The following is a 25107-nucleotide window of genomic DNA, read 5'->3' as shown; positions in this document are numbered from 1 at the left end:
GCCGCCAGGGCTGGCAGCCCTGGCAGCAGCGCTCGGCCGAGCTGCTGCGCCGCGCCGGGGGGTGAGGCGGCGCGCGCCGTCGGGGTCAGCGGCGGCGCAGCACCCCCGCGGTGCCGATCGCCCCGGCCAGCGCGATGCCCGCGGCCACCAGCTCGGCGTGGTGCAGGCCGCGGGTGAAGCCGGCCGCGTCCCCCGCCGGGATGAGCACGCCGAGCACGGCGACGCCGAGCGCGATGCCGGTCTGCCGGAAGGCGTCGTTCACGCCGGTGGCGAGCCCGGCCTGCCCGGCCGGCGCGCTCTGCAGCACGAGGCCGCTCATCACCGGGTTGCAGACGCCGGCGCCGATGAACGCCAGCATCGAGCCCGGCAGCACGGCCACCCACGACGAGTCGGTGCCGGCGAGGGTCAGCAGCACCAACCCTCCGCTGACGGCGACCAGCGACGCGACCAGCGCCGTCGCCGGCGCGAGCCGCTGCTGCAGCGACGCGGTGACGCCCGCGGCCACGAACATCACCACCGTGCCGGGCAGGTACACCGCACCCGCCTCGACGGGCGACAGGTGCAGCACGCCCTGCAGGTACAGCGTGGTGTAGAGGAAGATCGCGAACAGCGAGGCCGAGATGCCGACCGCGGCGATCTGCGCCCCGGTCACGACCCGGTCGCGGAACAGCCCGAGCGGCAGCATCGGCTCGGCGGTGCGTGCCTCGACGACGAGGAACACCGCGAGCAGCACGCCCCCGGCGAGCAGCATGGCCACCGTGGTGCCGTCGGACCAGCCGTCGACGCCGGCCCGGATCAGGCCGTAGACGAGGGCGCCGAGGGCGGCCGACAGCAGCACGACGCCGGGCACGTCGACCCGCCGCGGGGCCGGGTCGCGCGACTCGCGCACGCCCCGCGCCGTGAGCGCGAAGCAGACGATGCCGACCGGGACGTTCACGAGGAAGATCCAGCGCCAGTCGGCCGACTCGGTGAGCACGCCGCCGAGGAACGGGCCGACCGCGAACGAGCCGCCGATCACCGCGCCGTACCCTGCGAGCGCCTTCGCGCGGTCGGCCGTCGCCGGGAACGCGTCGTCGAGGACGGCCAGCGAGCAGGCGAACAGGATCGCACCGCCGACGCCCTGCACCGCGCGGGCCGCGTCGAGCAGGGCGATCGAGCCGGCCGCACCACAGATCGCGGACGCGACGGTGAACAGCGCCAGCCCGGCGAGCAGCGCCCGGCGCCGCCCGAAGCGGTCGGCCAACGCGCCGGCGGTGAGCACGGTGGCGGCCAGGGCGACGGTGTAGGCGTCGACGACCCATTGGATGCCGCTGCGTCCCGCGCCGAGCGAGCGGGCCAGGCTGGGCAGCGCGGTGTTCACCACGGCGATGTCGAGCATGAGCATCGCGGTGACGGTGTAGACGACGGTGAGCGTGATGCCGCGCCGGGCGGCCGGGCGGCTCGCGTCGGGTGGCGGCGGTGTCAGGACCGGGGCGGACGCCGCGACGGGCGTCGGGGAGATCGTCGATGTCATGCCCGAGACCCTGACCGTGCCCGCTTGCCGAGCGCTTGCCGTCCGCTTGGCCCGCCCTCCAAGCCACTTGCCGCAGCAGCCGGGAAGGGGCCCTTCCTCACCGTCGTGGCGCGGAATCAGGCCGAAACGCTGACCACGACGGCCGGGAAGGCGCTCTTCCCCACCGTCGTGGTGCGATCAGGAGGCGAGGCCGTCCGCGATCTCGACGCCGGGGAGGTCGGCGAGGACGGCGGGCGGGAGCGCGAGCTTCGAGCGCCGCAGTCCGCTGCCGATCACGACCGACGGGCGGGTGAGCACGGTCGCGTCGACGAACACCGGCCAGTCGGCGGGCAGGCCGATCGGGGTGATGCCGCCGTACTCCATGCCGGTGCGCGACACCGCGTCGTCCATCGGCGCGAAGGATGCCTTGCGGGCGTCCAGCCGCCTGCGGACGACGCCGTTCACGTCGGCACGCGTCGTCGCGAGCACGACGCATGCGGCGTACCGCGTCAGCTCGCCCCGCCGCCCGGCGATGATCACGCAGTTGGCCGAGTCGTCGAGCGCCACGGCGTAGCGCTCGCAGAAGGCCGCCGTGTCGGCGAGGTCGGGATCGATCGGCGCCGCGAGCACGTCACCCGCACGCGGCCACGCCGCGAGCGCCGCCGCGACGGGGGCCGCCACCAGCTCGCCCACCGCGGACGTCCATGCGAGATTCCCCGGGCCGGTCACCCCCCGACCGTACTGTGGGGGCATGGACATGGGTGCTGACACCGACGCCGTCGTCGAGCGGATCCTCACCACCTACGACACGATCACCGTCGTGGGTGCGAGCGCCGCCGAGCACAAGCCCGCGCACTACGTGCCCGCGCACATGCAGGAGCACGGCTGGCGCATCATCCCGGTCAACCCGGCCGGCGGCACGATCCTCGGCGAGACGGCGTACCGCAGCATCGCCGACCTCCCCGAGCAGGTCGGGCTGGTCGACGTCTTCCGGCCGTCCGAGGCCACGCCCGAGATCGCCCGCCAGGCCGTCGCCGCCGGCGCCACCGCGCTGTGGTTGCAGCTCGGCATCGCATCGGCCGAGGCGCGGCGCATCGCCGAGGACGCCGGGCTGCTCTACGTCGAGGACCGCTGCCTCATCGTCGAGCAGCGCCGGCTGCGGCTCGAGGCGCCGTCGCTCAGCTGACGGCCGCGCGCGCCGCCGCCTGCCACCCGGCGAAGTCGAGCAGCTGCTGCGTCATGACCGTCAGCGCACCCTCGGCCCGCGCGTCGAAGCGGCCGGACGCGTCCGGGTACTGCTCGGCCGAATTGATCATCACCCCGAGCGGGGTCGGCCACCCCCGCAGGGCGTGCACGGCCGAGCGGGCGGCCACCAGCGTCGTCCCGCACGCCTGCCAGCCCGACGACGTCACCACGATCCCCACCGCTCGCCCGTCGAGGTACGGACGCCGGTCGTCGCGCAGCAGCTCGAGGTGGTCGAGCGCGTTCTTCACCAGGCCGGACATGCCGCCGTGGTAGCCGGGCGTCGCCACCACGAGGGCATCGGCGCCGCGCACCGCCTCGGCCAGCTCCACCGCGGCGGCCGAGGGGGTCGCGTCCACCGAGAAGATCGGCAGGCCGGCGAGGAACGGCCCGTCGAAGGCGCGCACCTCGGCACCGCCCTCGGCGGCCAGCGCGAGGCAGCGGTCGAGCGCGAGGCCGGTCACCGAGACCGCGCTCGTCGAGCCGCCGAGTCCGACGATCACCGGTGCCATGCGCATCCCTTCGCCCGTGCCCACACCAACACCCTAAGGTCGTCGTCGGCACCGCTTCATCCCGCGCTGGAGGACGCATGGACCCACAGGGCGCCCGGGAGTTCCTGACCCAGCACCACCGCGGCGTGCTCTCGACGGCCCGACGCGACGGGCGGCCGCAGCTGTCGCCGGTCACGGCGACCGTCGACGCCGACGGCCGGGTGATCATCAGCACGCGCGAGCCGTCGATGAAGGTGCGCAACCTGCGCCGTGACCCGTGGGCGAGCCTGGCGGCGTTCACCGACGGGTTCTTCGGGCCGTGGGTGCAGGTCGAGGGGCCGGCCGAGATCGTCGAGCTGCCGGAGGCGATGGAGCTGCTCGTCGACTACTACCGCCGCGTCGCAGGCGAGCACCCCGACTGGGACGACTACCGCGCGGCGATGGAACGCGACCGCCGCGTGCTGATCCGCTTCCCGATCCTGCGTGCCGGGCCGTCGGTCTCGGGCTAACATCACGGACGCCACGGCGAACCCGTTCGTGATCGGCTCATGATCCACCGGCCGCCGCCGATCAGGACTGGAACGCCCACATCCGTCCGAAAGCAGCGCCGTTGATCACGCGGAACCAGTTCTCGTTGCGCGTCACGTCGATGTCGAGTGTGACGTGGTACGCCTGCGTGATCCTGGGCTGGCCGCTCATCCTCTTCGGGCTGTTCCAGGTCGTGACCTCGCCGGGCATCCAGCTGCTGCCGGCGTTCGTCGTCACGGCCGCCCTGGCCATCGGCCTCGAGCTCATGCCGCTGGTCGGCGGCCGCGGCCACGACCCGCAGGGCGTCGTCATGTCGACGGCGTTCGCGATGGCCGTGCTGTTCGTCTGGGGCGTGTGGCCCGCGGTCGTCATCATCGCGCTCGCCGCCGTGATCGCCGACGTGCGGGTCGGCAAGCAGTGGTGGAAGACCGTCTTCAACCCGGGTCAGTACGCGTTGTCGGTCGCGGCGGCCGGCCTGGTCATGCCGTTCTTCGAGCACACGCCGACGCTCGACCACCCGCTGTGGCACCTCGACGGCGAGGACCTCGGCTGGATGGCGCTCGCCTGGGTCGTCTACTTCGTCGTCAACCTGGCCCTGGTGGCCGGCGTGCTGGCCTGGTCGGCGCCGTTCACCGAGATCCTGCGCGACGACTTCGGCCACTACGCGACGATGAGCTTCGCGGTGCTCGCGCTGTCGCCGCTGGTCACGCTCGCCGGGCAGCAGGAGTGGGCGCTCGTCCCGCTGCTGCTCGTGCCGCTGCTGCTGATCTACTACGTCGCCACCCAGTCCCTCGAGCGTGAGCACGCCGCCGGTCACGACGCGCTCACCGGCCTGCCGAACCGGGCCACCCTGCGCTACGAGGTCGACGAGGCGCTCAACAGCCACCACCGCGAGGGCCTCGGCTTCGCGCTGATGCTCATCGACCTCGACGACTTCAAGACCGTCAACGACACCCTCGGCCACCAGGTCGGCGACGCGCTGCTCACCCGGATCGCCGAGCGGCTCTCGGCCAGCCTGCGCCCCGGCGACCTCGTCGCCCGGCTCGGCGGCGACGAGTTCGCGATCCTCGTCTACGACGCCGACCACGAGACCGCCCGCCATGTCGCGGACGCGATCCAGCAGGCCGTCGGCTCGGCGATCCACCTGCCCGAGATGGTGCTCGAGGTGCAGCTGTCGATCGGCGTGGCGCTCTGCCCGCAGCACGGGCTCGACACCGCGACGCTGCTGCGGCACGCCGACGTCGCGATGTACCGGGCCAAGCACGGCCGCACCGGCGTCGAGACCTACGCGCCCGAGTACGACGACAACAACCCCTCGCGGCTGGCGCTGTTCGGCGAGCTGCGGCGCGCGCTCGACGAGGACCACCTCGAGCTGCACTACCAGCCGAAGGTGCACGCCGACGGCCGCACCCTCGGCGTCGAGGCGCTGCTGCGGTGGCGGCACCCCGAGCAGGGCTGGATCCCGCCCGACCGGTTCATCCCGATCGCCGAGCGGTCGGGCATCATGCCGGCGCTGACCGCGCGTGTGGTGCGCCTCGCGCTGCAGCAGATGGCGCTCTGGCGGGCCGACGGCGAGGACGTCGCGGTGGCGATCAACGTCTCGCCGACCGACCTCACCGGCGACAGCCTGCTCGACCTCGTCGCCGCCGAGCTGGCCGCCTTCGACGTGCCCGCCTCGTCGCTCACCCTCGAGATCACCGAGCGGGTCATGACCGGCGAGTCGGGCCAGGTCACGGCCACCCTCGACCGTCTGCGGGCGATGGGCGTGCGGATCAGCCTGGACGACTTCGGCACGGGCTACTCGTCACTGCTGCGGCTGAACCTCCTGCCGGTGGACGAGATCAAGATCGACCGTGCGTTCGTGGCCCGCATGGCCGAGACGCCGCAGTCGGCCGGCATCGTCCGCACCATGATCGCGCTGGCGCACGGCATCGGCGTCACCGCCGTCGCCGAGGGCGTGGAGACCCGCTCGCAGGTCAGCGCCCTCACCGCGATGGGCTGCGACGTGCTGCAGGGATGGCTGGTCGCCCCGCCCATGCCGCCGGAGGAGGTCGTGCGCTGGCTCAACGCACAGCGTCCGGCCAGCCGGCGCTCACTGGCCGGCTGACCCCCGCGACGACACGCTCAGCCAACCGCCTTCTGCAGCTGCTCGAACGCCTGGCCGGTGTGCACGGCGAGCCGCTGCAGGTGCGGAAGGGTGTCGCGGCACCCCACGAAGCCGAAGCACATCGCGTCCACGTTGCTGAACAGCGTGATGTTCAGCGCGACACCGTGCACCGGGATCGACACCGGGAAGTCGGCCTCGAGCCGGGCTCCACGCATGTAGAGGGGCTTGGTCGGGCCGGGCACGTTGCTGACGATCACGTTGAAGTTCAGCGGCAGCGGCGTGTTGATGCCGGTGAACGCGCTGGCCGCCTGCAGCCCGAGCGGGGCGAGCAGGGCCGCGCTGTAGGCCATGATCGCCTCCTGCGTGAGCCCCTCGAGCTGCGCCTTCGCGATGCGGGTCGACTGGGCGACCGACTCGAGCCGCTCGAGCGGATCGGCGATGTCGGTGCCGAGCGAGGCGAGGATCGCGCCGACCGCATTGCCGCCGCCGACGTCACCCTTCGGCCGGATGTTCACCGGGACGAACGCGATGAGCGGCTTGTCGGGCAGCTCGCCGAGCTCGAGCAGGAACTCGCGCAGCCCACCGCCGATCACCGTCAGCACGACGTCGTTCAGCGTGGCGCCCTGCGACTTGCCGATCGCCTTCAGCGTCGGCAGGTCGTACTTCTGCGTCGCGAACCGGCGGTTGCGGCTGATGCGCTGGTTGAGGATCGACTTCGGCGCCTGGGCCGAGCCGATGAGGTGCGCGAACTCGTTGTCGCGCCGCACCTGCGTGTTGATCAGGCCCTGCCCGAGGCGGGCGGCCGAGCGCGAGCGCTTGATCACCGTCTCGAGCAGCCCGTTGATGTCGGGCAGCGGGCCCGACCGCTCCTGCTCCGGGCGGGGACGTCGCGGCTTCGGGATCTGGAAGAACATCGGCTTGACGTCGTCCGGATCGGTCGAGTGGCTGCGGATCAGCGTCTGCGTCGCGCTGTAGCCGTCGACCAGCGCGTGGTGCATCTTCGTGTAGACCGCGAACCGGCCGTCCTGCAGCCCCTCGATCACGTGCACCTCCCACGGCGGGCGCGAGAAGTCGATCGCATTGCTGTGCAGCCGCGAGACGAGCGTGCCGAGCTCGCGTTCGCTGCCCGGGGACGGCAGGGCCGAGCGCCGGATGTGGTAGTCGAGGTCCATCTTCTCGTCCGGCACCCATGCCTGCAGCGGGTTGCGAAGCCACCACGGCGTCGCGAGGCGCAGGTTCCACGGCTCGACGACGCTGACCGCCTTGCGCATGTCGTGCTCGAGATCGCGCAGGAAGTGGTCGGACGAGCCCGCAGGGGGCTCGTAGATCATCAGGCCGGCCACGTGCATGGTCGTGCTCGGCGTCTCGCCCCAGAGGAAGATCTGGTCGAGCGGCGACAGTCGACGCTTGGTGCTCATGCGATCCCCGTCCGGTGGTAGGGCCGCCACTGCCCCTCCGGCTGGGCGAGGCGGTCGGCGATGACGCTCAGGGTCTCCAGGTTGTGCCTAAATCCGCAATGGGTGCTGTGCACCTCGACGTTCTCGGTCGTCGGCGACGGTCGGCTGGTGCAGCACTCCCACGCCACCACGCCGTCGGTGCGGCTGTAGATGCACGTCGTCGGCACCTCGAGCGGCTCCTCGCGGGCCAGCCGCGCCGCGTCGGCGACCGGGTCGACCCGCCGCGCCCGCGGGTTCAGCAGCTGGTAGAGCTGGTACGGCGTGCTCGCCCGGGGGTTGCCGCGGATCGGCGACCCCATCGTGATCACCTGGCGCACGTCGTCCGGGTGGCTGCGACCGAGCTCGCGGGCGAACACGCCGCCGAGGCTCCAGCCGACGATCGAGACGCGGCGTCCGTGGCTGTCGGCGAGCGACTCGAGCCGGTCGCGCAGCGCCTTCGTGGTCTCGCGGCGCGGGCCCAGGTTGCGGCCGCCCTGCCAGTCGTGGGCGTAGTAGCCGAGCTCGCGCAGCGTGCGCCGCAGGAACCGGGTGCTCAGCTCGGTGGTGAGGAAGCCCGGGATGATCAGCACCGGGTGGCCGTCGCCGCGCGGCCACTGCGGCAGCACGCCGACATGGGCGGCCTGGGCGAACTCGACCAGCGCGCGCCATTCCTGCAGCTGCAGCAGCAGCGACGGCGCGCCGGCGGCATCGGCGTCGGGCAGCTCGGTCTGGTCGGTGGGCGCGGTGCCGGCGGACATCGGTCCAGCATGCACCGCGCCGTCGTCCGATGCTTGACGAGGGACGACAGCGGCGCGTCGGCGCCCCGCCGGGTCGGGCGGGGCGGGTCAGGCGCTGCGCACCAGGCGGCCCGGACGCGGCCAGTGCGCCGCCGCCCGCACCCACTGTCCGCCCGACGCCGGCCACACCGAGCGGGCGGCGCGGGCGGCGGTCGCCTCCCACAGCGACGTCGCGACCGGCCGTTCGAAGCTGTCGGCGATCTCGTCGATCGCGTCCACCCGGCCGGTCGTCCGCAGTCAGCTGCCGTAGGTCACGTAGGTGTCTGAAGTCTCAAGGGTCTCGTCCATGTCATCGCCTCCCGGGCGCTCGGGCGGCTCCGGACAGCCGCAGCACCCACGATGACTGTCGAGTGTGTCCGGCTCGTGACGACCAGTGACACGTCGTGCTACGCCGAGTGGTGGGTTGCGCGCCGAGTGGTGACTTGGAAGTCACCACTCGCGCCCCAACCCACCACTCGGCGGAGGGGGCGAGCCAGGGTCAGACGGCGCGGGCGGTCGGGGTCGAGCGCTCGACGAGGGACGGGTCGCGGGTGACCACGGCGCCGAGGACGGTGTCGATGCGCTGCATCGCCTCGTCCGGCAGCGTGACGCCGGCGGCCTTGACGTTCTCGACGACCTGCTCGGGCCGCGAGGCGCCGACGAGCGCGGTGGCGACGTTGTCGTTCTGCAGCACCCACGCGACGGCCATCGTCGCCATCGACAGGCCGAGGTCGTCGGCGATCGGCCGGAGCTCCTGGACAGCGGTGAGCACCTCGTCGGACATCCAGCGCTTGATCATGTTCGCGCCGCCACCGGCGGTGTCGGTGGCGCGCGAGCCCTCCGGCGGCTGCTCGCCCGGCCGGTACTTGCCGGTGAGCACGCCCTGCGCGATCGGCGACCAGACGACCTGGCTCAGGCCGAGCTCCCGGCACGTGGGCACGACCTCGTCCTCGATGACGCGCCACAGCATCGAGTACTGCGGCTGGCTCGACACGAGCGGCACGTGCAGTTCCGTCGCCAGCGCGTGCGCGTCGCGGATCTGCTGCGCCGTCCACTCGCTCACGCCGATGTAGAGCGCCTTGCCGGCGCGCACGACGTCGGCGAAGGCCTGCATGGTCTCTTCGAGCGGGGTGAACAGGTCGTAGCGGTGGGCCTGGTACAGGTCGACGTAGTCCATCTGCAGGCGGCGCAGCGAGTGGTCGATGCCCTCCATGATGTGCTTGCGCGACAGCCCGGTGTCGTTCTTGCCCTTGGGATCGGGCCCGACCGGCCAGTACACCTTGGTGAAGACCTCGAGCGACTCGCGCCGCTCGCCCTTCAGCGCCTCGCCGAGCACCGTCTCGGCCTTGCCGTTCGCGTAGACGTCGGCGGTGTCGAACGTGGTGATGCCGTGGTCGAGGGCGGCGCGCACGCACTGCGTCGCGACGTCGTTCTCGATCTGCGAGCCGTGGGTGAGCCAGTTGCCGTAAGTGATCTCCGAGATCTGCAGTCCGGAGCGGCCGAGGTAGCGGAATTCCATGCCTCGATCCTGCCCTGCCCGCGCAGGTTCCTGTCAGCCGCCGGCGAACGGGGGCAGCACGTCGACGACTGCGCCGTCGTACAGGCGTGTGCTGTCCGACGACGGGTCGCTGTCGACGAGGAAGGACGCGACCTCGACGACCTTGGCCAGCTCACCGCGCTGCGCCAGCACCGACTTCAGCTCGCTGATCGTCGCCGCCTCGGCGGTGTCCTCCTCGACCCCGGCGGCCCGCCGGGCGCCGGCCCAGTACCGCACGGTCACCTTCGCGCTCACCCGATCACCTTGCCAGACGGGTCAGCGCGGGTACGCCACCGCGTCGGTCGCCTTCGCCGACAACCACACCGGGACGCCGGGCGCGAGGCCGAGCTCGGCGACCGCCGCGGCGGTGACGTCCACGAGCGCCTCGGGCGTGCCGCCGACGGTGAGCCGGATGCGGTCGCCGAGCGGCGCGAGCGTCGCGACCGCGCCCGACCAGACGTTCCGCGCGCTGGTGTGGTCGGGCGGCGAGGTGTGCACGGTGAACGCCGACGGCCGAACCGCGACGTGCACCGGCCCGTCGACGACGTCGGCCACGGCCAGGTGCCCGCCGCCGTCGAGCGTCACGACGCCGTGCTCGGCCACACCCGCGTACAGGTTCATGCCGACCAGCCGCGCGACGTACGGCGTGCGGGGGCGGCCGGTGATCTCGGCCGCCGAGCCCTGCTGCACCACGCGTCCGGCCTCGAGCACGACGATGCGCCGGGCGAGCAGCAGCGCCTCGATCGGGTCGTGCGTGACCAGCAACGTCGGCCCGGCGAAGTCGGCGAGATGGCGCCGCAGCTCGGCCTGCACGTCGGCACGTGTCTGCACGTCGAGGGCAGCGAGGGGCTCGTCGAGCAGCAACGCCTCGGGCCCGGACGCGAGGGCGCGGGCCAGCGCCACCCGCTGCGCCTGGCCGCCCGACAGCTCGCGGGGGCGTCGGCGCGCCAGGTCGGCGAGCCCGAGGCGTTGCAACCACTGGTGCGCCTCGGCGCGCGCGGTGGCGCGGCCGACATCCCGCGAACGGGCGCCGAAGGCGACGTTGTCGACCACGCGCAGGTGCGGGAAGAGCCGGTGGTCCTGGAAGACGAACCCGAGCCGGCGGTCCTGCGGCCGCACGTAGACGCCGGGTGCGTCCAGCACGCGGTCACCGAGCCGCACCTCCCCCTCGTCGAGCGACAGCAGCCCGGCGATCACGCGCAGCAGCGTCGACTTGCCCGCGCCGTTGGGGCCGAGCACCGCGACGACCTCGCCGGGTGCGGCGGCGAGGTCGAGGGCGAGGTCGAAGGCGCCGACCGTGACGCGTCCGGCGACCGAGAGGGCAGCGCTCACGAGACGGCGACGGGACGCAACCAGCGCTCGCGCAGCGCACCGAGGATGATCACCGCCGCGGCGATGAGCGGCAGGCTCAGCGCGGGCGCGTCGGCGGGGTCGTTCGAGAAGACGGTGAGCACGTCGGTCGGCAGGGTCTGCGTCACCCCCGGATTGTTGCCGCCGAACAGCAGCGTCGCCCCGAACTCGCCGAGTGCGCGGGCCCAGCACAGCACCGTGCCGGCGACGAGCGCCGGCAGCACCGTCGGCAGCGTCACGTGGGTGAAGATCCGGCGGCGGGACGCGCCGAGCGTCGCAGCGGCCTCCTCGAGGCGGCGGTCGGCGATGCGGAACGCACCCTCGACGGTGATCACCAGGAACGGCATCGCCACGAAGGTCTGTGCCACCACCACGGCGGCGAACGTGAACGGCAGGTCCTCACCGAGCACCGCCCGGATGGCGCCGCCGAGGATGCCCAGTCGTCCGAAGGCCTGGAACAGCGCGACGCCGCCGATCACCGGCGGCAGCACCAGCGGGATGGTCACGAACGCCCGCGCCACCGCGACGCCCGGCAGCCGCACGCGCGCGAGCACCCAGGCCAGCGGGACACCGATCACGACCGCGATCGCCGTCGCGAGCAGCGACGACTCGATCGACAGCCGCAGCGCCGTCCACACCCCGCGCTCGCCGTAGATGCGGCCGAGCTGCGTCCACGGGGTACGCACGATCAGCGCCAGCGTCGGCAGGAACAGGAACAGCAGCGCGAGCACGGCCGGCGGCACCAGCACGGTCGGTGTGCCGAGCCCGGCGGCGCGGCGGGCCCTCCCCCGCCCGCGTGGCGGCGCGACGACGCTCATTCGCTCATGGTTGCGCAAAGCCGTCTGCGGTGAGCACCTTCCGTCCGTCGGCCGAGAGCACGTAATCGACGAATGCCTTCGCCAGTGCGGGATTCGGAGCGCCCTTCAGCGTCGCGATCGGGTAGGTGGTGCTGGCGTTGACACCGCCCGGGATCGGGATACCCGTCACCTTGCTGCCGGCGGCCCGCACGTCAGTGACGTAGACGAGACCGGCGTCGACCTCGCCGGACTCGACGGCGGCGAGCGTCGACTTCACGTCCGCTTCGTTGGCCGTCGGCTTGACCGTGATCTTGGCGTTCGTGAAGACCTGCTGCGCCACCACGCCGCACGGCACGGCCGGGTCGCAGACGGCGACCTTGACGCCCGATCTCGCGAGGTCGGCGACCGAGGTGATGTGCGCGGGGTTGTTCGGGGGCACGGCGATCTCAAGCCGGTTCTTGACGAAGTCGGTCGGGGACGTCGCCTGAGACGCCAGCGCCTTCATGTTCTTCTCCGACGCGGACGCGAAGACGTCGACCTTCGCGCCCTGGCTGATCTGCGTCGAGAGGTCGGAGCTGGCGCCGAAGGTGAGCGTGACGCTGGTGCCCGGGTGGGCGGCGGTGAACTGCTGCTCGATCGTCTTGAACGCCTCGGTGAGCGACGCTGCGGCGTAGACGCTGATCGAGCCCGAGAGCTCCCCCGAGCTCGTCGTCGCACCGCCGGACGACGAGCACCCCGCGAGCACGAGCGGAACGGACACGGCAGCAGCGACCAGACGCTTCACGAACGGCTCTCCGGGACCTCGACTACGACTTTGGAGGACTTGATGGCGGCGTCGGCGGTGACGCCGGGCTCGAGCTGCAGTTCGTCCGCCGCCTCCCGGCTCATCAGCGACACGACGCGGAACGGCCCGCACTGCAGCTCGACCTGGGCCATCACGGTGTCGCGCACGACGCGGGTGACCAGCCCGACCAGACGGTTGCGGGCCGATTCGCCGGCGACCGGGCCGGCGACGGCGGTCGCTCGCGCCGTGCTGGTGGCGAAGGCGGCGAGGTCGGCCCCGTCGACCACCCGCACACCGGCCTCGTCGGTCGACGTCGGCAGCTTGCCCTGGTCCGCCCACCGGCGCACGGAGTCGTCGCTGACCCCGAGCAGCGCGGCGGCCTCACGGAATCGGTAGCTCGGCACGCGGCCACTGTAACCGCATCTGCGGACACTCTGCGCATCGAGCTCCGCAGCTGCGCCAGATGCGACGCACAACCGTTTCAAGTCGCGGGGACCAAGGTCCTGCTCTAGCCTTCCCCTCGGACAGGCCTGCCGGCTCCCCGCGCCGGTTCCAGCCCTGCCTGTCCTGTCCTTGGGGGGACAGATGAAGATCACCCTGTTGGCCGCCGCGGTCACCGCCGCTGCCACCGTCACCGGTGTCCTGATCGCCGCGCCCGCCGGCGCCGACACCGCTCACACCTTCTCCGGTTTCGGCGCCGGCGTCCGCGTCCTCGGCCCGAGCGGCCTCGTCGAGGTCACCGCCGAACCGTTCTCGACGCTCTACACCGACCAGGTGCCGGCCTCGAGCAGCAATGAGACCGCTGCGGCCGATGCGCTCGGGGGCCTCGTGCACATCGGCGCGATGACCACGGAAGAGCACTCGGTCGCGGTCACCGGCGGCAGCCAGACGATCGCCAAGGCCACTGCGGCGAACGTCGATCTGCTCAACGGCCTCATCACGCTGGACGCGGTGACGACGACCTCGACCGTGACCTACACCAACGGCGCGGTCAGCGGCCAGTCGGCCAAGAGCACGTTCGTGAACCTCAAGATCGCCGGCCAGGCCATCCCGGCCAACCCGGCGCAGAACAGCTACTTCGGTGCCGCCGGCATCGCCGAGGTCGCGGCGAACACCTACTCGAGCTACACCGGCTCGGACGGCACAGTGACCGTCGACGGCATCGGCCTCTACATCAGCCTGCTCAAGCCCGTCGGCTCGCTCGACACCGGCGCGACGATCTTCCTCAGTGCTGCCGAGGCGGCGCTCGGCCCGCACGTCCCGCAGTCGAACACCGGCCCGACCGGCTACGCCTACGCCACCCGCATCACGACCGGCGCGGGCAGCACGCTCAAGGTCGCCTCGGGCCGCACCGCGTTCATCAACATGGGCACCAGCGGCACGGACGGCACCAACGTCGTGCACACCACGACCGGCGTCGTCGTCAACGGCGTCACGAACACCGGTGTGCTGAGGACGATCGCGAACGGCGTCAAGGGCACGACCCAGTCGACGGCGACGATGACCTCACAGGTCACCGGCATCAACCTGCTCGGCGGGCTGGTGAAGGCCTCGGCCATCACGGCCGTGGCGAAGTCGGTGAGCACCTCGTCCGGCACCCACTCGACGTCGGCGAAGACGACCGGCGTCAACGTCTCGGTGGCCGGGCAGCCGATCAACCTCAACGTGCCCGCCGGCACCGTCCTGACGATCGGCAAGATCGCCAAGGTGACGATCGACAAGACCGCGAAGTCCGGGGCGATCGTCATCGTGACGGGCCTGGACATCGTGCTCACCACGGCGGCGTACGGGCTGCCGGTCGGCGCGCACATCGAGATCGCACGCGCCGGGGCCGCCACCCGGATGTAGTGCCACCTGCTCCACGACCGCGACCGGGGTCGTCCGCTCAGCGCAGCGGACGGCCCCGGCCGCGGCATGTCAGGGGCAACGCGTCCACCGCCGCCGAGGCCGCCGGCGCCTGACCCGGCTCGTCCGCCTGGCCCCCTGCCGTGGTCGTCAGTGGATCTTCGGCACGACCACAGCAGGGGGCACAGCGGCGCGAGGGGGGGCCGGTTGGTCGCGCGTCGACCGGCCAGGTAAGCTGAACTCACCGACGCGGGGTGGAGCAGCTCGGTAGCTCGCTGGGCTCATAACCCAGAGGTCGCAGGTTCAAATCCTGCCCCCGCTACAACGCAGGTCAATGAATCCGGGCCCTCCAGTGCATCGCACTGGAGGGCCTCGATCACTTGCCATCGATTTGCCATCGGCCGGGCCGCAGCCAGACAAGTGAGGCCGGGACAGCGCTCACTGGGTTTCCACAGTATCCTCTCAGGCCGCGAAGTGCGCGAGGGTGGACAGACTGTCCATTCGCTGCGATGCGCGTACGTCGCTGGCCCCTGACGCTGGTTGCTGAGACGTGGTGGTCGGCAAGGCACAGGTCGTTGGCGTGGTGTCAGGCGTGCGGACGACGGTCGCAGCGTTCGGCGATCGCGGGTGAAACGGTTTGGAGCGCCGATCAGTCCCGCGGTGTTCGCGGTGCGTTCGCTAGCAGCCGCGCCAGTTGGGCGCGGAACAGTGCGTCGTCCTCGAGCAGTTCGCGGGGCAGGCTGCCGGTGACGGCGAGGACGACGGCGCCATGGACGAGGGTGTAGGCCTGAAGCAGCAGGAGTTGCAGCGGCGGATCTGCCGGCACCGCCGCAGCGTCCGCGTAGCGCTGCAGCTGCCCGCGCAGCGCGCGAGGGATCGGCGCCCAGTTGGGGACGCGGATCTCACCGCTCTGGGCCGCGTCGATGAGCGGGTCAATGAGTGCACGGACCGCTCGATTCTTTGCCGGCAGCAGCGCTTGTCTTCCCTTCAATCGGGTGGCGGTGGCGCTGTGCGCGAACTGGAACAGTTCCGGGTTGGTCATGGCCCAACTCCGGTAGCCCAGGGCTGCGGCCGTCCACGCCTGGGTCTTGGAGCTTCGCTGCCCGGGTCTGCTCGCTGCGCGCGCGGTGGCATCGGCGAGCTCGTCGAAGGCGTCGATGATCAGGACTGTGAGCAGGTCGTCGCGCGAGCCGTAGTAGTAGTGCACGCCGGCGGCGGCCATGCCGAGACGGGCCGCGATTCCGCGGAGGGTGACTGCCTCCGGCCCGGCTTCGGCGAGCAGTGCGCGTGCCGCGTCGCGGATCTCGCCGAGCGTGTCCTCACGCCGCTGAGTGCGGCGCGTGGGTGAAGAGGTCGGAGGCACCGACCAAGCCTAGAAGGGCGTCAGCCCGCGGCAGGAGTGCCCGGGGCAGCGCCGTCCGGTGGCGGCCCGGACTCGACGCGGCGGACGAAATTGTCCAGCGCTTCCTGCATGCCCTTGGCGAAGCGGGCGTGCAGGAACGGCCGATACAGCGAGGCGAGAGGCCCGCTGACCTCAGCGCCGTGGGTGAGACGCAACCGGCCGTCGGGAAGGTCGCCGATCGTGTGGGTGAACGCGAACTTCGCGCCGGGCGCCGAGGACACCTCGGTGTAGCTGACCAACCGGGTCACCTCGGTGTAGACGAACGGGGCGCCCGGACCGCTGGTCGGGTGATTGCGACCTTTCGCGCCGAGCTCGATCGGGCCGTTCGACTCGATCCGTTTGATCAGCGGGTCCCAACCGGGCGCCTCGTCAGTCGCCTCGTACCAGGCCCAGACCGTTTTTCTGTCAGTCCGGGCTTCGCCGGAGACCTCGACCTTCCACACGGCAACCGCCTCCGCTCCGCTCGGTAAGCAGCTCTCAATACTTGAGCACTGCTTCACTTTGCTCGAACCGTACCGCACGTTCGCGGCGAACGCCGCGCACCAAGACCACTTGAGCGAGAGGAACGACGCACCGCACGCCGCGACGTCATACTCGCGGCATGGAGATCCCCACCCGAAGGGTGAGCGCCGAGCTACTCGTTCAGGTCGACGAACCCGCCCGGATCACCTTGCAGATCGCCGCCTCCGTTGGCGCATCGACGCAGGTGGCGGAGCGTCTGGTCGTGCGGATTGGTGGGCGCCCGCTGCCGGTGGAGGAAGTCACCATCGACGACGCGGCGCGCATTCACATCTGTCGCGTGCCGGCCGGCCGCCTGGAGGTCGAGTACGAGGCCACGGTCGACGGCAGCGAAGGTTCCCGCGTGGCGAGTGCTGCCGATGGCCTTGTGTTCCGTCGCCCGAGTCGCTTCGTGGAGTCCGACCGGCTCGGGCCGGTCGCGCAAGTAGAGTTCGCCGGCATCACCGACGCAGAGCAACTTCTGTCGGCGGTCTCGTCGTGGGTCGGTGCACGTCTTGCCTACGTCCCTGGTTCGAGCGGTGCGCTGGACGGAGCGGTCGACACGCTGTTGCTTCGCCGAGGCGTGTGCCGCGACTTCGCCCATCTGGTCATCGCCCTGCTCCGTGCGCTCGACGTGCCGGCACGACTTGCCGCCGTGTACGCCCCTGGTCTGCATCCAATGGATTTCCACGCCGTCGCGGAAGCGGCCGTCGACGGGCAGTGGCGGGTCGTCGACGCAAGCCTGTTGGCGCCCCGACGGAGTCTGGTGCGGATCGTCAGCGGCCGAGACGCTGCGGATACGGCGTTCCTCTCCAGCTACGGCGGCCGAACCACGTTGCTCGAGTACGCAGTGACCGCCACAGTCGACGGCAATCTCCCTGCGGATGACGTGCGCGAACTGGTCACGATGCCGTGACGCCCGACCACATCGAAGCAGCGACAGGATGGTGCGCGACGAGCCCGGTCGAGCATTGGGCGGTGTAGGCTCAGCCTTGTCGAGGTCGTCATCCTGCGCCGCTCAGGTCGCACCGGTCCCGCCGATCAACTCACCATCGCGCTCCGGCCGAGCTCGGCAGGCGACGTGATCACGGATTGCACCGTCGTCCCCGACAACGGCGGTCGTCGCGGACGTGACGTCGTCCGAGGACGACGTGACGAGCCCTCATTGACGTTGCTTCCCGTCGCCCATCAGGTCGACCGGCGTCTCGACGGCGTGTGGTGGCCGTCGTCGCTGGATCTGGTCGCCGAAGTGCCGCCGCTCGTGGCTGCTGTGGAAGCAGCCGGGTATCCGCGGGTGCGACGGATCAGCTTCGCGCTGAGCGGTTGGGACGCGAGTGTGCCACGCCGGATCACGCTGCGCGGCAGCGTGATCCGCCTCGGTGGGTTCAACTCCCAGGACGAGGCCGAACTGATGTTGGTCGATTCATCCGGCTGGCAGCGAGTGCTGCTCCTCGTCCTTCCGCCGGAGACCGCGCATGAGGTCGCTGCTCGTGCCATGGCCGGCATCACCAGCAGCGACCATGTGTCGGCCCGGGAACTGCTGGAGCGGGCGCGCACAGACGGCGCAAACCTGGACGACGGCAGCCGGCGGAGCTGACGCACCGAGGCGCAGCGAGGGTCAGGGGGAGCATGGATCCGGGCGTTGCTCCGCTTGCGGCTCGCTGCCGGCCACCGCGCGCGAATCGCCACCGCGCGATCGCCGCATGGTGGTGATGTGCCCTGTCTCGGCCACGTCACGTGCGATCTGACGCAACCTGCGGTGACTGAGCTGACTCGCGTCGTGCAACATGGCGAACGCCGCGTCGCGCGTGATCTTGTGCTGGTGCATGAGCACGCCGATCGCGATGCCGATCTCACGGCTCGACTCAAGCGCGTCGAGCAGCCGTGCAGCCTGTTCGGCGGCGAGTCGGTGGGACAGCAACGCGCGCACGTGCGCCACGAATAGCGCGATGCGAGCTCGTGCATCCGCGTCGAAGGCGTCGCGCTGCAGTGCGTACAGCGTGAGCACCGTGACACTCGAGGTATCTGCGGTGAGTCGGAAGGCTGCAGCGCTTCGAATGCCGTGCTGCCCTGCGGTCAGGAGCCTGTAGGGCGGCGGCCACCGACTGTCGGAGAGCAGATCACCGCTCAACACCTGCGGTGTCTCGAACCCGCAGGCATCCATGCTCGGCCCGACTTGAAGCCGAAGCTGCACGGCATCGGCCGCCGCGGCCATCGCGCTCGAACTGGCGACGGTCTTGGAGTGCTTGGCGCCTCGCCGGATCAGACTCGCCGCATCGGCACAGAGGAGCGGTCCGGCCGCCACTGCGACGATCGACCGCAGTGCGCTCGGTACCGAGTGCGTGGGCGCGACATTGGTGTCGAGCTCCTCGAAGACCGAGACGAGCGCTGCCTGCGTCATCGACTCGGACGACGTCGACGAGCGATCGCATTCCCCGGCGGCCGCCGCGGACTGTCTCGCAGGCTCCATCACGACCGTGCCGACGTCGGCGTGAGCATCTCGTCGCGGAGGGGCGCGCCGATGGCGTCGAGGTGTTGCAGCACTGCGCGGTAGGACTGCCAGAGCGTCGTCTCCTGGAAACTGATGCCGACACTTGCGCAGTGTGCGCGGATCATGCCCTGAGCGCTGCGCAGGTTGGATCGCGGCATGCTCGGGAACAGGTGGTGCTCGATCTGGTAGTTGAGGCCGCCCAGCGCCAGGTCGATGAAGCGCGAACCGCGAACGTCTCTGGACGTCAGCACCTGTCGGCGCAGGAAGTCCAGTTGCATGTCGGCGCTGATGATCGGCATCCCCTTGTGCGCCGGCGCGAAGGTGCAACTCATGTAGAGGCCCCACGCCGCTTGGTTGACGGCGAGGAACGCGACCGCCTTGGCCGGCGACATGGCAGACAGCACCAACGTCACGAGGAGGGCTGCGTGCAACACCAGAGTGAGGGCCTCGATGCGCCGGCGACCTCCTCGAGCAGACCGATCGCGGCCTGTCACGACGGAGATGATGCTGTCGACGTGCAGGCTGATCCCTTCGAGGAGCGTGAGCGGGAAGAACAGCCATGCCTGCCGGCGCACCACGAATCGGCTGAGCGCACCGCGCCGCTTCCGCGCTTGAGCCGTCGTGAAAGCCAACACGCCGTCGCCGATGTCCGGATCGCGGTCTTCATGATTCGGATTCGCGTGGTGACGATTGTGGGTCTGGATCCACCAGCCGTAGCTCAACCCGATCACGACATTGCCGAGTACACGCCCGAACGCGTCGTTGTTCCGACGGATCGCAAAGATAGCCTGATGGCCGGCGTCATGGCCGAGGAACGCGACCTGCGCGAATGCAATCGCCAGCGCTACGGCTGCGAGCAACTGGAACCACGAGTCACCGATCGCGATGACGGCCAGCACCACGAGGCCCAGGAACACAAGCGTCAGCGAGGTCCGCACCATATAGCCGACGCGCCGACGCTCCAGCAGTCCGGCAGCCCGAACAGCCGTGACCAGAGCGCTGAAATCGCTCCGATCCCGCGACCCCGCGCCTGCACGATCAAGTCCGCCGGTGGCGCTCATCGACGGCCGTACGGTCGTCATCGAGGACCGTCGCCTGCCGTCAGGCGTTCCGCACATTGCCGGCTTGCGGTCCCTTGGGTCCCTGGGTGGTGTCGAACTCGACGCGCTGGTGCTCCTCGAGGTTCTTGTAGCCCTCTCCGATCAGTGCCGAGTGATGCACGAAGACATCCTTGCTGCCGTCGTCGGGTGCGATGAAGCCGAAGCCCTTTTCGCTGTTGAACCACTTGACCGTGCCCAGCGTCATGATCTTGTTCCTTCCGAAGCCGGTGAGGCACACGCACGGTGCGCGAGCGTCGCGGTTGCGCGAGATGAGGTGGCTTCCGACTGGGGGTCGGTGCTACGGCAGACGCAATTTCAACAAGTCCCGCGTCGCGGTGCGTGCCGAGGAAGGAGGTGCTGACAACCGATTCCGACGGTAGCAGCCTTTCGGGGCGCGTAGGGTTCGAAGCACGAGGTTCACGTCGTCGGCATCGAGCCGGCGCGGAGCCCGAGCGGATCGAGCCTCTGCAGTGATGTCGTCTCCCGCATGACCGTCGCCCCTTCACGGTTGGTGCTCGCGCAGCGTCCAACTCGACGCGACCTCCTCCACGGCGCATGGTGGCCGCGGACGCTGTCGATCGCCGAGGAACTCCCCCGGATGCTGGACGCGGCGGGCGAGCGGCTCGGGGCGATTTCGGGAGTCATGCTCAACCGTGATGAGTGGTTCGGGGTCGACCACACCGGGTCGCGCATCGGCCGGACGAAGATCAGCTGGTACGGGGTCGAGCAGGTGCAGCAGGCGGTGCTGTGCTGCAGCCCCGGCCGCCGGCTCACCTTGCTCGTCGTCCCCCCCGGCACACCGGAGCGGGTGGCCTTGACCGCCACGCTGATGGCGTGCGCGCCCGGGAACGCGCTCACCCCGCTCGAGACACTCGCCCGCGCGGATCTGGACGCCCCGTCCGGGAGCGCGGCGCCCGATTAGGCGACCGGGACGAGTCTGCGGACGCCGTCCAAGGCCGGCTCGTACGGCAACCCGTAATGCAGGAACAGCACACGCTCGAGGGCGACGGGCATCGGATGCCCGGCCGACACTCGGGGCGCTCGACGGATGACCGCGCCGGACCACGCCAGCAAGATGCCGGTGTCATCGACTCCGGCGCCGCCCAGGGCGACGAACATGATCTGGGTGCGGCCACGCTGGCGTACGGCGACGCCGGCGAAGTGAGCGACGTCGAACCGTGCATCCACCTCGTCGTCCGCCCGGTCCCCCACGTCGAGGTCGAGGTAGAGGCGCGCGAGGTGACCCACCCGCCGGCGCCCTCGATCGAAGACGGGCGAGCCGATCAGTCCCAGGGTGATGCGCTGCATCATGGCTTCACCGACGTCGTAGTGGCCACGATGGCCCCAATCCGGCCGGCACGGCCGAGCATCAACCACGGTCGCTGACGACGTGGACATGGGCGTTCAACGCGCGACAGGCCAACAACCAAGATCGAGGCTACGCCGAATTGCGCAGCCAATGACTACTCTCGGTTGCGATCGATCTCGAGCCAGACACGCTTGCCCGGCCCGCACTGTTCGCTTCCCCAGCGCGTCGCAAGGTGCTGCACAAGGACCAGTCCGCGCCCGGTGGTGGCCGTCCGACCCGAAGCCCGGAGCCTCGGGGGTACCGGCGAGCCGTCTTCGATCGTGAGTCTGAACCGCTCGGGCCCGGCGTCCAACACGAGCTGCATGGTGTCCGACTGACTCGCATGGACGACCACGTTGGTGACCAATTCGCTCGCAAGCAGCTCGACGTCGTCGGCGAGCGTCCCCAAACCCCAGAGTGGCAGCGCGGCGGCGACCATCGCACGGGCGGCCGAGGGGGCCTGATTGTTCACAGGAAGGTCGACGACTGCGGCGAAGCGGGGCACGGGATGCCTCTCGGGTCGATCGGACCACTTGAGACATGCCGGGTTTCGGCGCAGGGGTCGAGGTCAGCATGCCCGAACGCGATGGAATCGAAGCGTGAGGGGTCGACTTCTTGTTCACCCAGCAGCGAGAACCGACGTCTCGCGCCCCGGCAACAGGGGCGAGCTGCAGGGCGTGGATGAAACACAGCGGACGCCTGCCGCTTGAGCGAGCTGACCATGTCGAGGACGGTCAAGACGTCGGCGTGGCGGACGTTGCCACGGGCGTCCCGATAGATAGCGGCGTAGGTGACGCGACCGTGCGTGCCGACTCGTCGACGGACGACCCCATAGCCCGATTCTCCCCCGAACGTTGCCACCGCGCGGCGCGGATCTGCCATCAATTGCCATCAGAACGCCTCGATACAGGGTGACACAGCCAAACCCTTCGCGTCAGCAAAGCCATAGGCCATATGGTTTTTACGATTTGCGCGACAGTGCGCGATACACCAAGATCGCGCTCATAACCCAGAGGTCGCAGGTTCAAATCCTGCCCCCGCTACGAACGTCAGGGCCCTTCAGTGCGACGCACTGAGGGGCCCTGATCATTCCGTCGGAGGCCGGGCGGCGCCGGTCAGCGGCGGGGCCAGCCCGTGTACCCCTCGGCGAGATACCGTCGACCCGCCTCGGACGCGACCAGCGACTCGAGTTCGCCGAGCTGGCGGCGCACGTCGAACGGCGAGGCGTCCGGCAGGGTGTGCAGCATCGTCGTCATCCAGTACGAGAAGTGCTGCGCCCGCCATACCCGTTGCAACGCGCGCGGCCCGTACTCGTCCAGCGCATCGCGATCGTGCTTGAGCACCGCACGCTCGAGCACCTCGGCCAGCACCCGCACGTCCGCGAGGGCCAGGTTGAGCCCCTTGGCGCCCGTCGGTGGCACCGTGTGCGCGGCATCGCCCGCGAGCAGCAGGTTGCCCCAGCGCATCGGCTCGTTGACGAACGACCGGAACCGCAGCACGGTCTTCTCGGTGATCGGGCCCTCGCGCAGCGTGAAGCCGTCCGGCCCGGCGACGCGGCGCTGCAGCTCCGCCCAGATCGCCTCGTCGGTCCAGGCGTCGACGTCCTCGTCCGGGTCGCACTGGAAGTACATGCGCTGCAGCGACTCGGTGCGCTGGCTGATCAGCGCGAACCCGTGCTTGGAGTGGGTGTAGACCAGCTCCGGCGCGCTGTGCGGCGCCTCGGTGATGATCCCGAACCACGCGAACGGGTACTCACGGAAGTACTGGGTGCGCGCGGCGTCCGGGATCTCGTGGCGGCAGACGCTGCGCGAGCCGTCCGCCCCGACGAGGTGGTCGCAGCGCACCTCCTGCGCCACGCCGTCGGCGTCGGTGAAGAGGATGCCCGGCCGCGCGGAGGTCAGGTCGACCACGCGGGTGTCCCGCACCCCGAAGCGCACGTCGCCGCCGTCGCGCGCGCGGGCGTCGGCGAGATCGACGAAGACGTCGGTCTGCGGGTAGAGCCATGCGCACTCGCCGGTGAGCTGCTCGAAGTCGACGCGGTGGTGCTCGCCGCCGAAGCGCAGCGAGATCCCGGCGTGGGCGTGCCCCTCGCGATGGACGCGGTCGCTGACGCCGGTGTCGACGAGCAGCCGCACGCTGTCGGCCTCGAGGATGCCGGCGCGCACGGTGTGCTCGATCTCGTCCCGGGTGCGGTGGTCGACGAGGACCGAGTCGATGCCGCTGAGGCCGAGCAGGTGCGACAACATCAGGCCGGCGGGGCCGCCGCCGACGATGCCGACGGTCGTGTTCGTGATCATGTGGCCGCCCCGTCGTGGTCGCCGCGAACCTCGTTCACTATGGCTGGTCCTCCTGCTCGAGCGCCTCGCGGGCGATCGCGAAGGCGTGGTTGGCCGCGGGCACGCCGACGTACACGGCGGCGTGCAGCAGCACCTCCGCGATCTCGTCGGCAGTCAGCCCGTTGCGGCGGGCCGCCCGCACGTGCATGGCGAACTCGCCCCAGTGGCCGTGCGCCATCAGCGCGGTCAGCGTCACCACGCTGCGGGTGCGCCGGTCGAGGCCCGGGCGCGTCCAGACGTCACCCCAGGCGGCGCGGGTGATGTAGGCCTGGAAGTCAGCCGTGAACGGCGTCGCCTGCGCCTGGGCCCGGTCGACGTGCGCGTCGCCGAGCACGGCCCGGCGCACGGCGTCGCCGGCGGCGAGCCGGTCGTCGTCGCTCATCGGGTCACCGCCGTCGCGACGAGGACGTCGCCCAGGACCGCCGCCACCGCCGCTGGATCCTCGGCCGGGGGCAGGTGACCGCAGGTCGTGAACTCATGGAAGCGCGCGCCCGGCACGGCGGCCCGGGCCTGCTCCGGCGGCACGACCGGGTCGGACGTGCCCGCCGTGACGAGCAGCGGCACGACCGGCTGCAGTCCACGCCGGTCGAAGGCGGCGAGCGCCTCGCACGCCTGCGCGTACGACTCGTCGTCGGCGGCGACCAGGGACGCGAGCAGTGGCTGCGCGACGCCAGGCCGGCGCTCGGCGAAGCCCGGTGCGAACCAGCGGCCGACCGAGGCGTCGACGAGGCTCGCGGTGCCCTCGGCGCGCACCTTCGCGGCCCGCTCGTGCCACGCGGCGGGCTCGCCGATCCGCGGCGCCGCGGCGATGGTGACGACGCCCGCCACGCGTCCGGGGTCGACCGCCAGGGCGAAGCCGATCGCGCCGCCGAGCGAGACGCCGGCGTACGTCACCGGACGGTGTTCGGACACCACCCGCTCGCGGACGGCCGCGGCGAGGTCCTCGACGGTGAACGGCTCGGTGCTGGGCCTGCTGTCGCCGTGCCCGGGCAGGTCGAGCCCGAGCACCTGCACGTCGGCCGGCAGCCGGCCCGCGCAGTCGCGCCAAAGCGGGGCGACGGCGGTGCCGAGGGAGGGCCCGACGACGAGCAGCCGGGTCGCGTCGTCGGAGCCGTGCAGCACGGCGAACCGCAGCTCAGGCACCATCGTCGAACTCCTTCCACCGAGCGAGCGCGGCGTCGATCAGGGCGTCCGTGGCCCCGAGATAGGTGCGGGGGTCGCCAGGCCCGTCGCCGCGCTCGGCGAGCAGGTCGGACGCGACGGCCTCGGCATGCCGCGCCATGGCGTCGGTGTCGACGACGAGGCCGTCGACCAGCTCGGCCGCCTGCGACGCGCTGACGACGGTCGACCGCAACAGATGTTGCAGCGGCAGGCACTCGGCGTGCCAGGCACCCGGCGGCCGCTCGTCGACCGTGCGGCCGGCTGCGGTGTGCAGCAGGGCGGCGAGCGCCGGCGCCTGCAGCGCGGCGCTGCTGACCAGCACCGACAGCACGGGGTTCTGCTTGTGCGGCCTGGTCGACGAGCCGCGGCGGCCGGGCGGGGGGGGC

29 protein-coding genes, 1 tRNA gene and 1 pseudogene are annotated in these 25107 nt (G+C 71.1%); 8 read left to right on the top strand and 23 right to left on the bottom strand.

The window, feature by feature from the left end; genetic code table 11:
- Positions 1-85: 85 nt before the first annotated feature.
- Both ACTHMS_RS13455 and ACTHMS_RS13450 read right to left on the bottom strand, forming a co-directional pair.
- A complete protein-coding gene (locus ACTHMS_RS13455; protein ID WP_440307179.1) occupies positions 86-1513 on the bottom strand; it encodes an MFS transporter in 1428 nt (475 codons plus the stop codon).
- Positions 1514-1690: 177 nt separating this feature from the next.
- Complete coding sequence (locus ACTHMS_RS13450) at positions 1691-2221, bottom strand: YbaK/EbsC family protein (protein WP_440307178.1); 531 nt, start codon at positions 2219-2221, stop codon at positions 1691-1693.
- Between the two features lie 22 nt (positions 2222-2243).
- On the opposite strand from ACTHMS_RS13450, the gene ACTHMS_RS13445 reads away from it, so the two are divergent.
- Entirely contained in the window at positions 2244-2678 is a 435-nt protein-coding gene (locus ACTHMS_RS13445) for a CoA-binding protein (RefSeq protein WP_440307177.1), read from the top strand.
- On the opposite strand, the gene ACTHMS_RS13440 is transcribed toward ACTHMS_RS13445, so the two are convergent.
- Positions 2671-3252, bottom strand: a complete 582-nt coding sequence (locus ACTHMS_RS13440) for an NADPH-dependent FMN reductase (protein WP_440307180.1) — start codon at positions 3250-3252, stop codon at positions 2671-2673. The two genes, ACTHMS_RS13445 and ACTHMS_RS13440, sit on opposite strands and share 8 nt — an antisense overlap.
- Positions 3253-3323: 71 nt before the next feature.
- On the opposite strand from ACTHMS_RS13440, the gene ACTHMS_RS13435 reads away from it, so the two are divergent.
- Both ACTHMS_RS13435 and ACTHMS_RS13430 read left to right on the top strand, forming a co-directional pair.
- Positions 3324-3734 carry a PPOX class F420-dependent oxidoreductase gene (locus ACTHMS_RS13435; protein ID WP_440307176.1) on the top strand — a complete coding sequence of 137 codons (411 nt, stop codon included), beginning with the start codon at positions 3324-3326 and terminating at the stop codon, positions 3732-3734.
- A gap of 101 nt (positions 3735-3835) precedes the next feature.
- Positions 3836-5860 carry a putative bifunctional diguanylate cyclase/phosphodiesterase gene (locus ACTHMS_RS13430; RefSeq protein WP_440307175.1) on the top strand — a complete coding sequence of 675 codons (2025 nt, stop codon included), beginning with the start codon at positions 3836-3838 and terminating at the stop codon, positions 5858-5860.
- Between the two features lie 17 nt (positions 5861-5877).
- On the opposite strand, the gene ACTHMS_RS13425 is transcribed toward ACTHMS_RS13430, so the two are convergent.
- From ACTHMS_RS13425 to ACTHMS_RS13385, 9 genes are all read right to left on the bottom strand, one after another.
- Positions 5878-7278 carry a WS/DGAT/MGAT family O-acyltransferase gene (locus ACTHMS_RS13425; protein WP_440307174.1) on the bottom strand — a complete coding sequence of 467 codons (1401 nt, stop codon included), beginning with the start codon at positions 7276-7278 and terminating at the stop codon, positions 5878-5880.
- A complete protein-coding gene (locus tag ACTHMS_RS13420; RefSeq protein WP_440307173.1) occupies positions 7275-8054 on the bottom strand; it encodes an esterase/lipase family protein in 780 nt (259 codons plus the stop codon). Before ACTHMS_RS13420 ends, ACTHMS_RS13425 begins: the two co-directional genes overlap by 4 nt.
- An 87-nt stretch (positions 8055-8141) precedes the next feature.
- Entirely contained in the window at positions 8142-8312 is a 171-nt protein-coding gene (locus tag ACTHMS_RS13415; RefSeq protein ID WP_440307172.1) for a hypothetical protein, read from the bottom strand.
- A 259-nt stretch (positions 8313-8571) separates the two neighbouring features.
- Complete coding sequence (locus tag ACTHMS_RS13410) at positions 8572-9591, bottom strand: aldo/keto reductase family protein (protein WP_440307171.1); 1020 nt, start codon at positions 9589-9591, stop codon at positions 8572-8574.
- A gap of 33 nt (positions 9592-9624) precedes the next feature.
- Entirely contained in the window at positions 9625-9864 is a 240-nt protein-coding gene (locus ACTHMS_RS13405; protein WP_440307170.1) for a MoaD/ThiS family protein, read from the bottom strand.
- A gap of 21 nt (positions 9865-9885) precedes the next feature.
- On the bottom strand, positions 9886-10941 hold the full coding sequence (locus ACTHMS_RS13400; protein WP_440307169.1) for a sulfate/molybdate ABC transporter ATP-binding protein: 1056 nt from the start codon (positions 10939-10941) through the stop codon (positions 9886-9888).
- Positions 10938-11777 (bottom strand): molybdate ABC transporter permease subunit, encoded by an 840-nt coding sequence (modB, locus tag ACTHMS_RS13395; protein WP_440307168.1) that lies wholly within the window; start codon positions 11775-11777, stop codon positions 10938-10940. Before modB ends, ACTHMS_RS13400 begins: the two co-directional genes overlap by 4 nt.
- Before the next feature lie 4 nt (positions 11778-11781).
- Complete coding sequence (gene modA / locus ACTHMS_RS13390; RefSeq protein ID WP_440307167.1) at positions 11782-12516, bottom strand: molybdate ABC transporter substrate-binding protein; 735 nt, start codon at positions 12514-12516, stop codon at positions 11782-11784.
- 20 nt (positions 12517-12536) lie between these two features.
- A complete protein-coding gene (locus ACTHMS_RS13385) occupies positions 12537-12944 on the bottom strand; it encodes a TOBE domain-containing protein (protein ID WP_440307166.1) in 408 nt (135 codons plus the stop codon).
- 181 nt (positions 12945-13125) lie between these two features.
- Between ACTHMS_RS13385 and ACTHMS_RS13380 the strand changes: the two genes are divergently transcribed.
- Together ACTHMS_RS13380 and ACTHMS_RS13375 are read left to right on the top strand one after the other, a co-directional pair.
- On the top strand, positions 13126-14388 hold the full coding sequence (locus ACTHMS_RS13380) for a choice-of-anchor P family protein (protein WP_440307165.1): 1263 nt from the start codon (positions 13126-13128) through the stop codon (positions 14386-14388).
- Positions 14389-14633: 245 nt separating this feature from the next.
- Positions 14634-14707: transfer RNA gene (locus ACTHMS_RS13375), tRNA-Met, on the top strand.
- Positions 14708-15034: 327 nt separating this feature from the next.
- Here ACTHMS_RS13375 and ACTHMS_RS13370 read toward each other — a convergent pair.
- The gene (locus tag ACTHMS_RS13370) at positions 15035-15748 is read right to left on the bottom strand and encodes a TetR/AcrR family transcriptional regulator (protein WP_440307164.1); all 714 of its coding nucleotides are present in this window, start codon (positions 15746-15748) and stop codon (positions 15035-15037) included.
- A 20-nt stretch (positions 15749-15768) separates the two neighbouring features.
- Positions 15769-16230 carry a hypothetical protein gene (locus ACTHMS_RS13365; protein ID WP_440307163.1) on the bottom strand — a complete coding sequence of 154 codons (462 nt, stop codon included), beginning with the start codon at positions 16228-16230 and terminating at the stop codon, positions 15769-15771.
- A 158-nt stretch (positions 16231-16388) separates the two neighbouring features.
- On the opposite strand from ACTHMS_RS13365, the gene ACTHMS_RS13360 reads away from it, so the two are divergent.
- Both ACTHMS_RS13360 and ACTHMS_RS13355 read left to right on the top strand, forming a co-directional pair.
- Complete coding sequence (locus ACTHMS_RS13360) at positions 16389-17201, top strand: transglutaminase-like domain-containing protein (protein ID WP_440307162.1); 813 nt, start codon at positions 16389-16391, stop codon at positions 17199-17201.
- A gap of 249 nt (positions 17202-17450) precedes the next feature.
- Entirely contained in the window at positions 17451-17882 is a 432-nt protein-coding gene (locus ACTHMS_RS13355) for a DUF5994 family protein (protein ID WP_440307161.1), read from the top strand.
- Positions 17883-17903: 21 nt separating this feature from the next.
- On the opposite strand, the gene ACTHMS_RS13350 is transcribed toward ACTHMS_RS13355, so the two are convergent.
- The 3 genes from ACTHMS_RS13350 to ACTHMS_RS13340 all read right to left on the bottom strand — a co-directional run bounded on the left by ACTHMS_RS13350 (position 17904) and on the right by ACTHMS_RS13340 (position 20081).
- The gene (locus ACTHMS_RS13350; RefSeq protein ID WP_440307160.1) at positions 17904-18686 is read right to left on the bottom strand and encodes an ANTAR domain-containing protein; all 783 of its coding nucleotides are present in this window, start codon (positions 18684-18686) and stop codon (positions 17904-17906) included.
- Positions 18687-18754: 68 nt separating this feature from the next.
- Positions 18755-19837 (bottom strand): fatty acid desaturase family protein, encoded by a 1083-nt coding sequence (locus ACTHMS_RS13345; RefSeq protein ID WP_440307159.1) that lies wholly within the window; start codon positions 19835-19837, stop codon positions 18755-18757.
- A 40-nt stretch (positions 19838-19877) separates the two neighbouring features.
- On the bottom strand, positions 19878-20081 hold the full coding sequence (locus ACTHMS_RS13340; protein ID WP_440307158.1) for a cold-shock protein: 204 nt from the start codon (positions 20079-20081) through the stop codon (positions 19878-19880).
- Positions 20082-20363: 282 nt separating this feature from the next.
- Between ACTHMS_RS13340 and ACTHMS_RS13335 the strand changes: the two genes are divergently transcribed.
- A complete protein-coding gene (locus ACTHMS_RS13335) occupies positions 20364-20798 on the top strand; it encodes a DUF5994 family protein (RefSeq protein WP_440307157.1) in 435 nt (144 codons plus the stop codon).
- Here ACTHMS_RS13335 and ACTHMS_RS13330 read toward each other — a convergent pair.
- The 6 genes and pseudogenes from ACTHMS_RS13330 to ACTHMS_RS13305 form a co-directional block, all read right to left on the bottom strand.
- Positions 20795-21187, bottom strand: coding sequence for a hypothetical protein (locus ACTHMS_RS13330; RefSeq protein WP_440307156.1), 393 nt, complete (start codon positions 21185-21187; stop codon positions 20795-20797). The two genes, ACTHMS_RS13335 and ACTHMS_RS13330, sit on opposite strands and share 4 nt — an antisense overlap.
- A 152-nt stretch (positions 21188-21339) precedes the next feature.
- The gene (locus ACTHMS_RS13325; RefSeq protein ID WP_440307155.1) at positions 21340-21729 is read right to left on the bottom strand and encodes an ATP-binding protein; all 390 of its coding nucleotides are present in this window, start codon (positions 21727-21729) and stop codon (positions 21340-21342) included.
- 610 nt (positions 21730-22339) lie between these two features.
- The gene (locus ACTHMS_RS13320) at positions 22340-23521 is read right to left on the bottom strand and encodes a 4-hydroxybenzoate 3-monooxygenase (RefSeq protein ID WP_440307154.1); all 1182 of its coding nucleotides are present in this window, start codon (positions 23519-23521) and stop codon (positions 22340-22342) included.
- A 37-nt stretch (positions 23522-23558) separates the two neighbouring features.
- Positions 23559-23942, bottom strand: coding sequence for a 4-carboxymuconolactone decarboxylase (gene pcaC, locus ACTHMS_RS13315; RefSeq protein WP_440307153.1), 384 nt, complete (start codon positions 23940-23942; stop codon positions 23559-23561).
- Complete coding sequence (locus tag ACTHMS_RS13310) at positions 23939-24706, bottom strand: alpha/beta fold hydrolase (RefSeq protein ID WP_440307152.1); 768 nt, start codon at positions 24704-24706, stop codon at positions 23939-23941. Before ACTHMS_RS13310 ends, pcaC begins: the two co-directional genes overlap by 4 nt.
- Positions 24696-25107: pseudogene (locus tag ACTHMS_RS13305) on the bottom strand (lyase family protein); the annotation flags it as partial. The gene ACTHMS_RS13310 and the pseudogene ACTHMS_RS13305, both read right to left, overlap by 11 nt.

It is taken from the genome of Jatrophihabitans sp., assembly GCF_051960575.1.
In the GTDB taxonomy this organism is placed as follows: Bacteria; Actinomycetota; Actinomycetes; order Mycobacteriales; family Jatrophihabitantaceae; genus JBQCEE01.
This window is presented reverse-complemented; position numbering and strand designations above follow the sequence as displayed.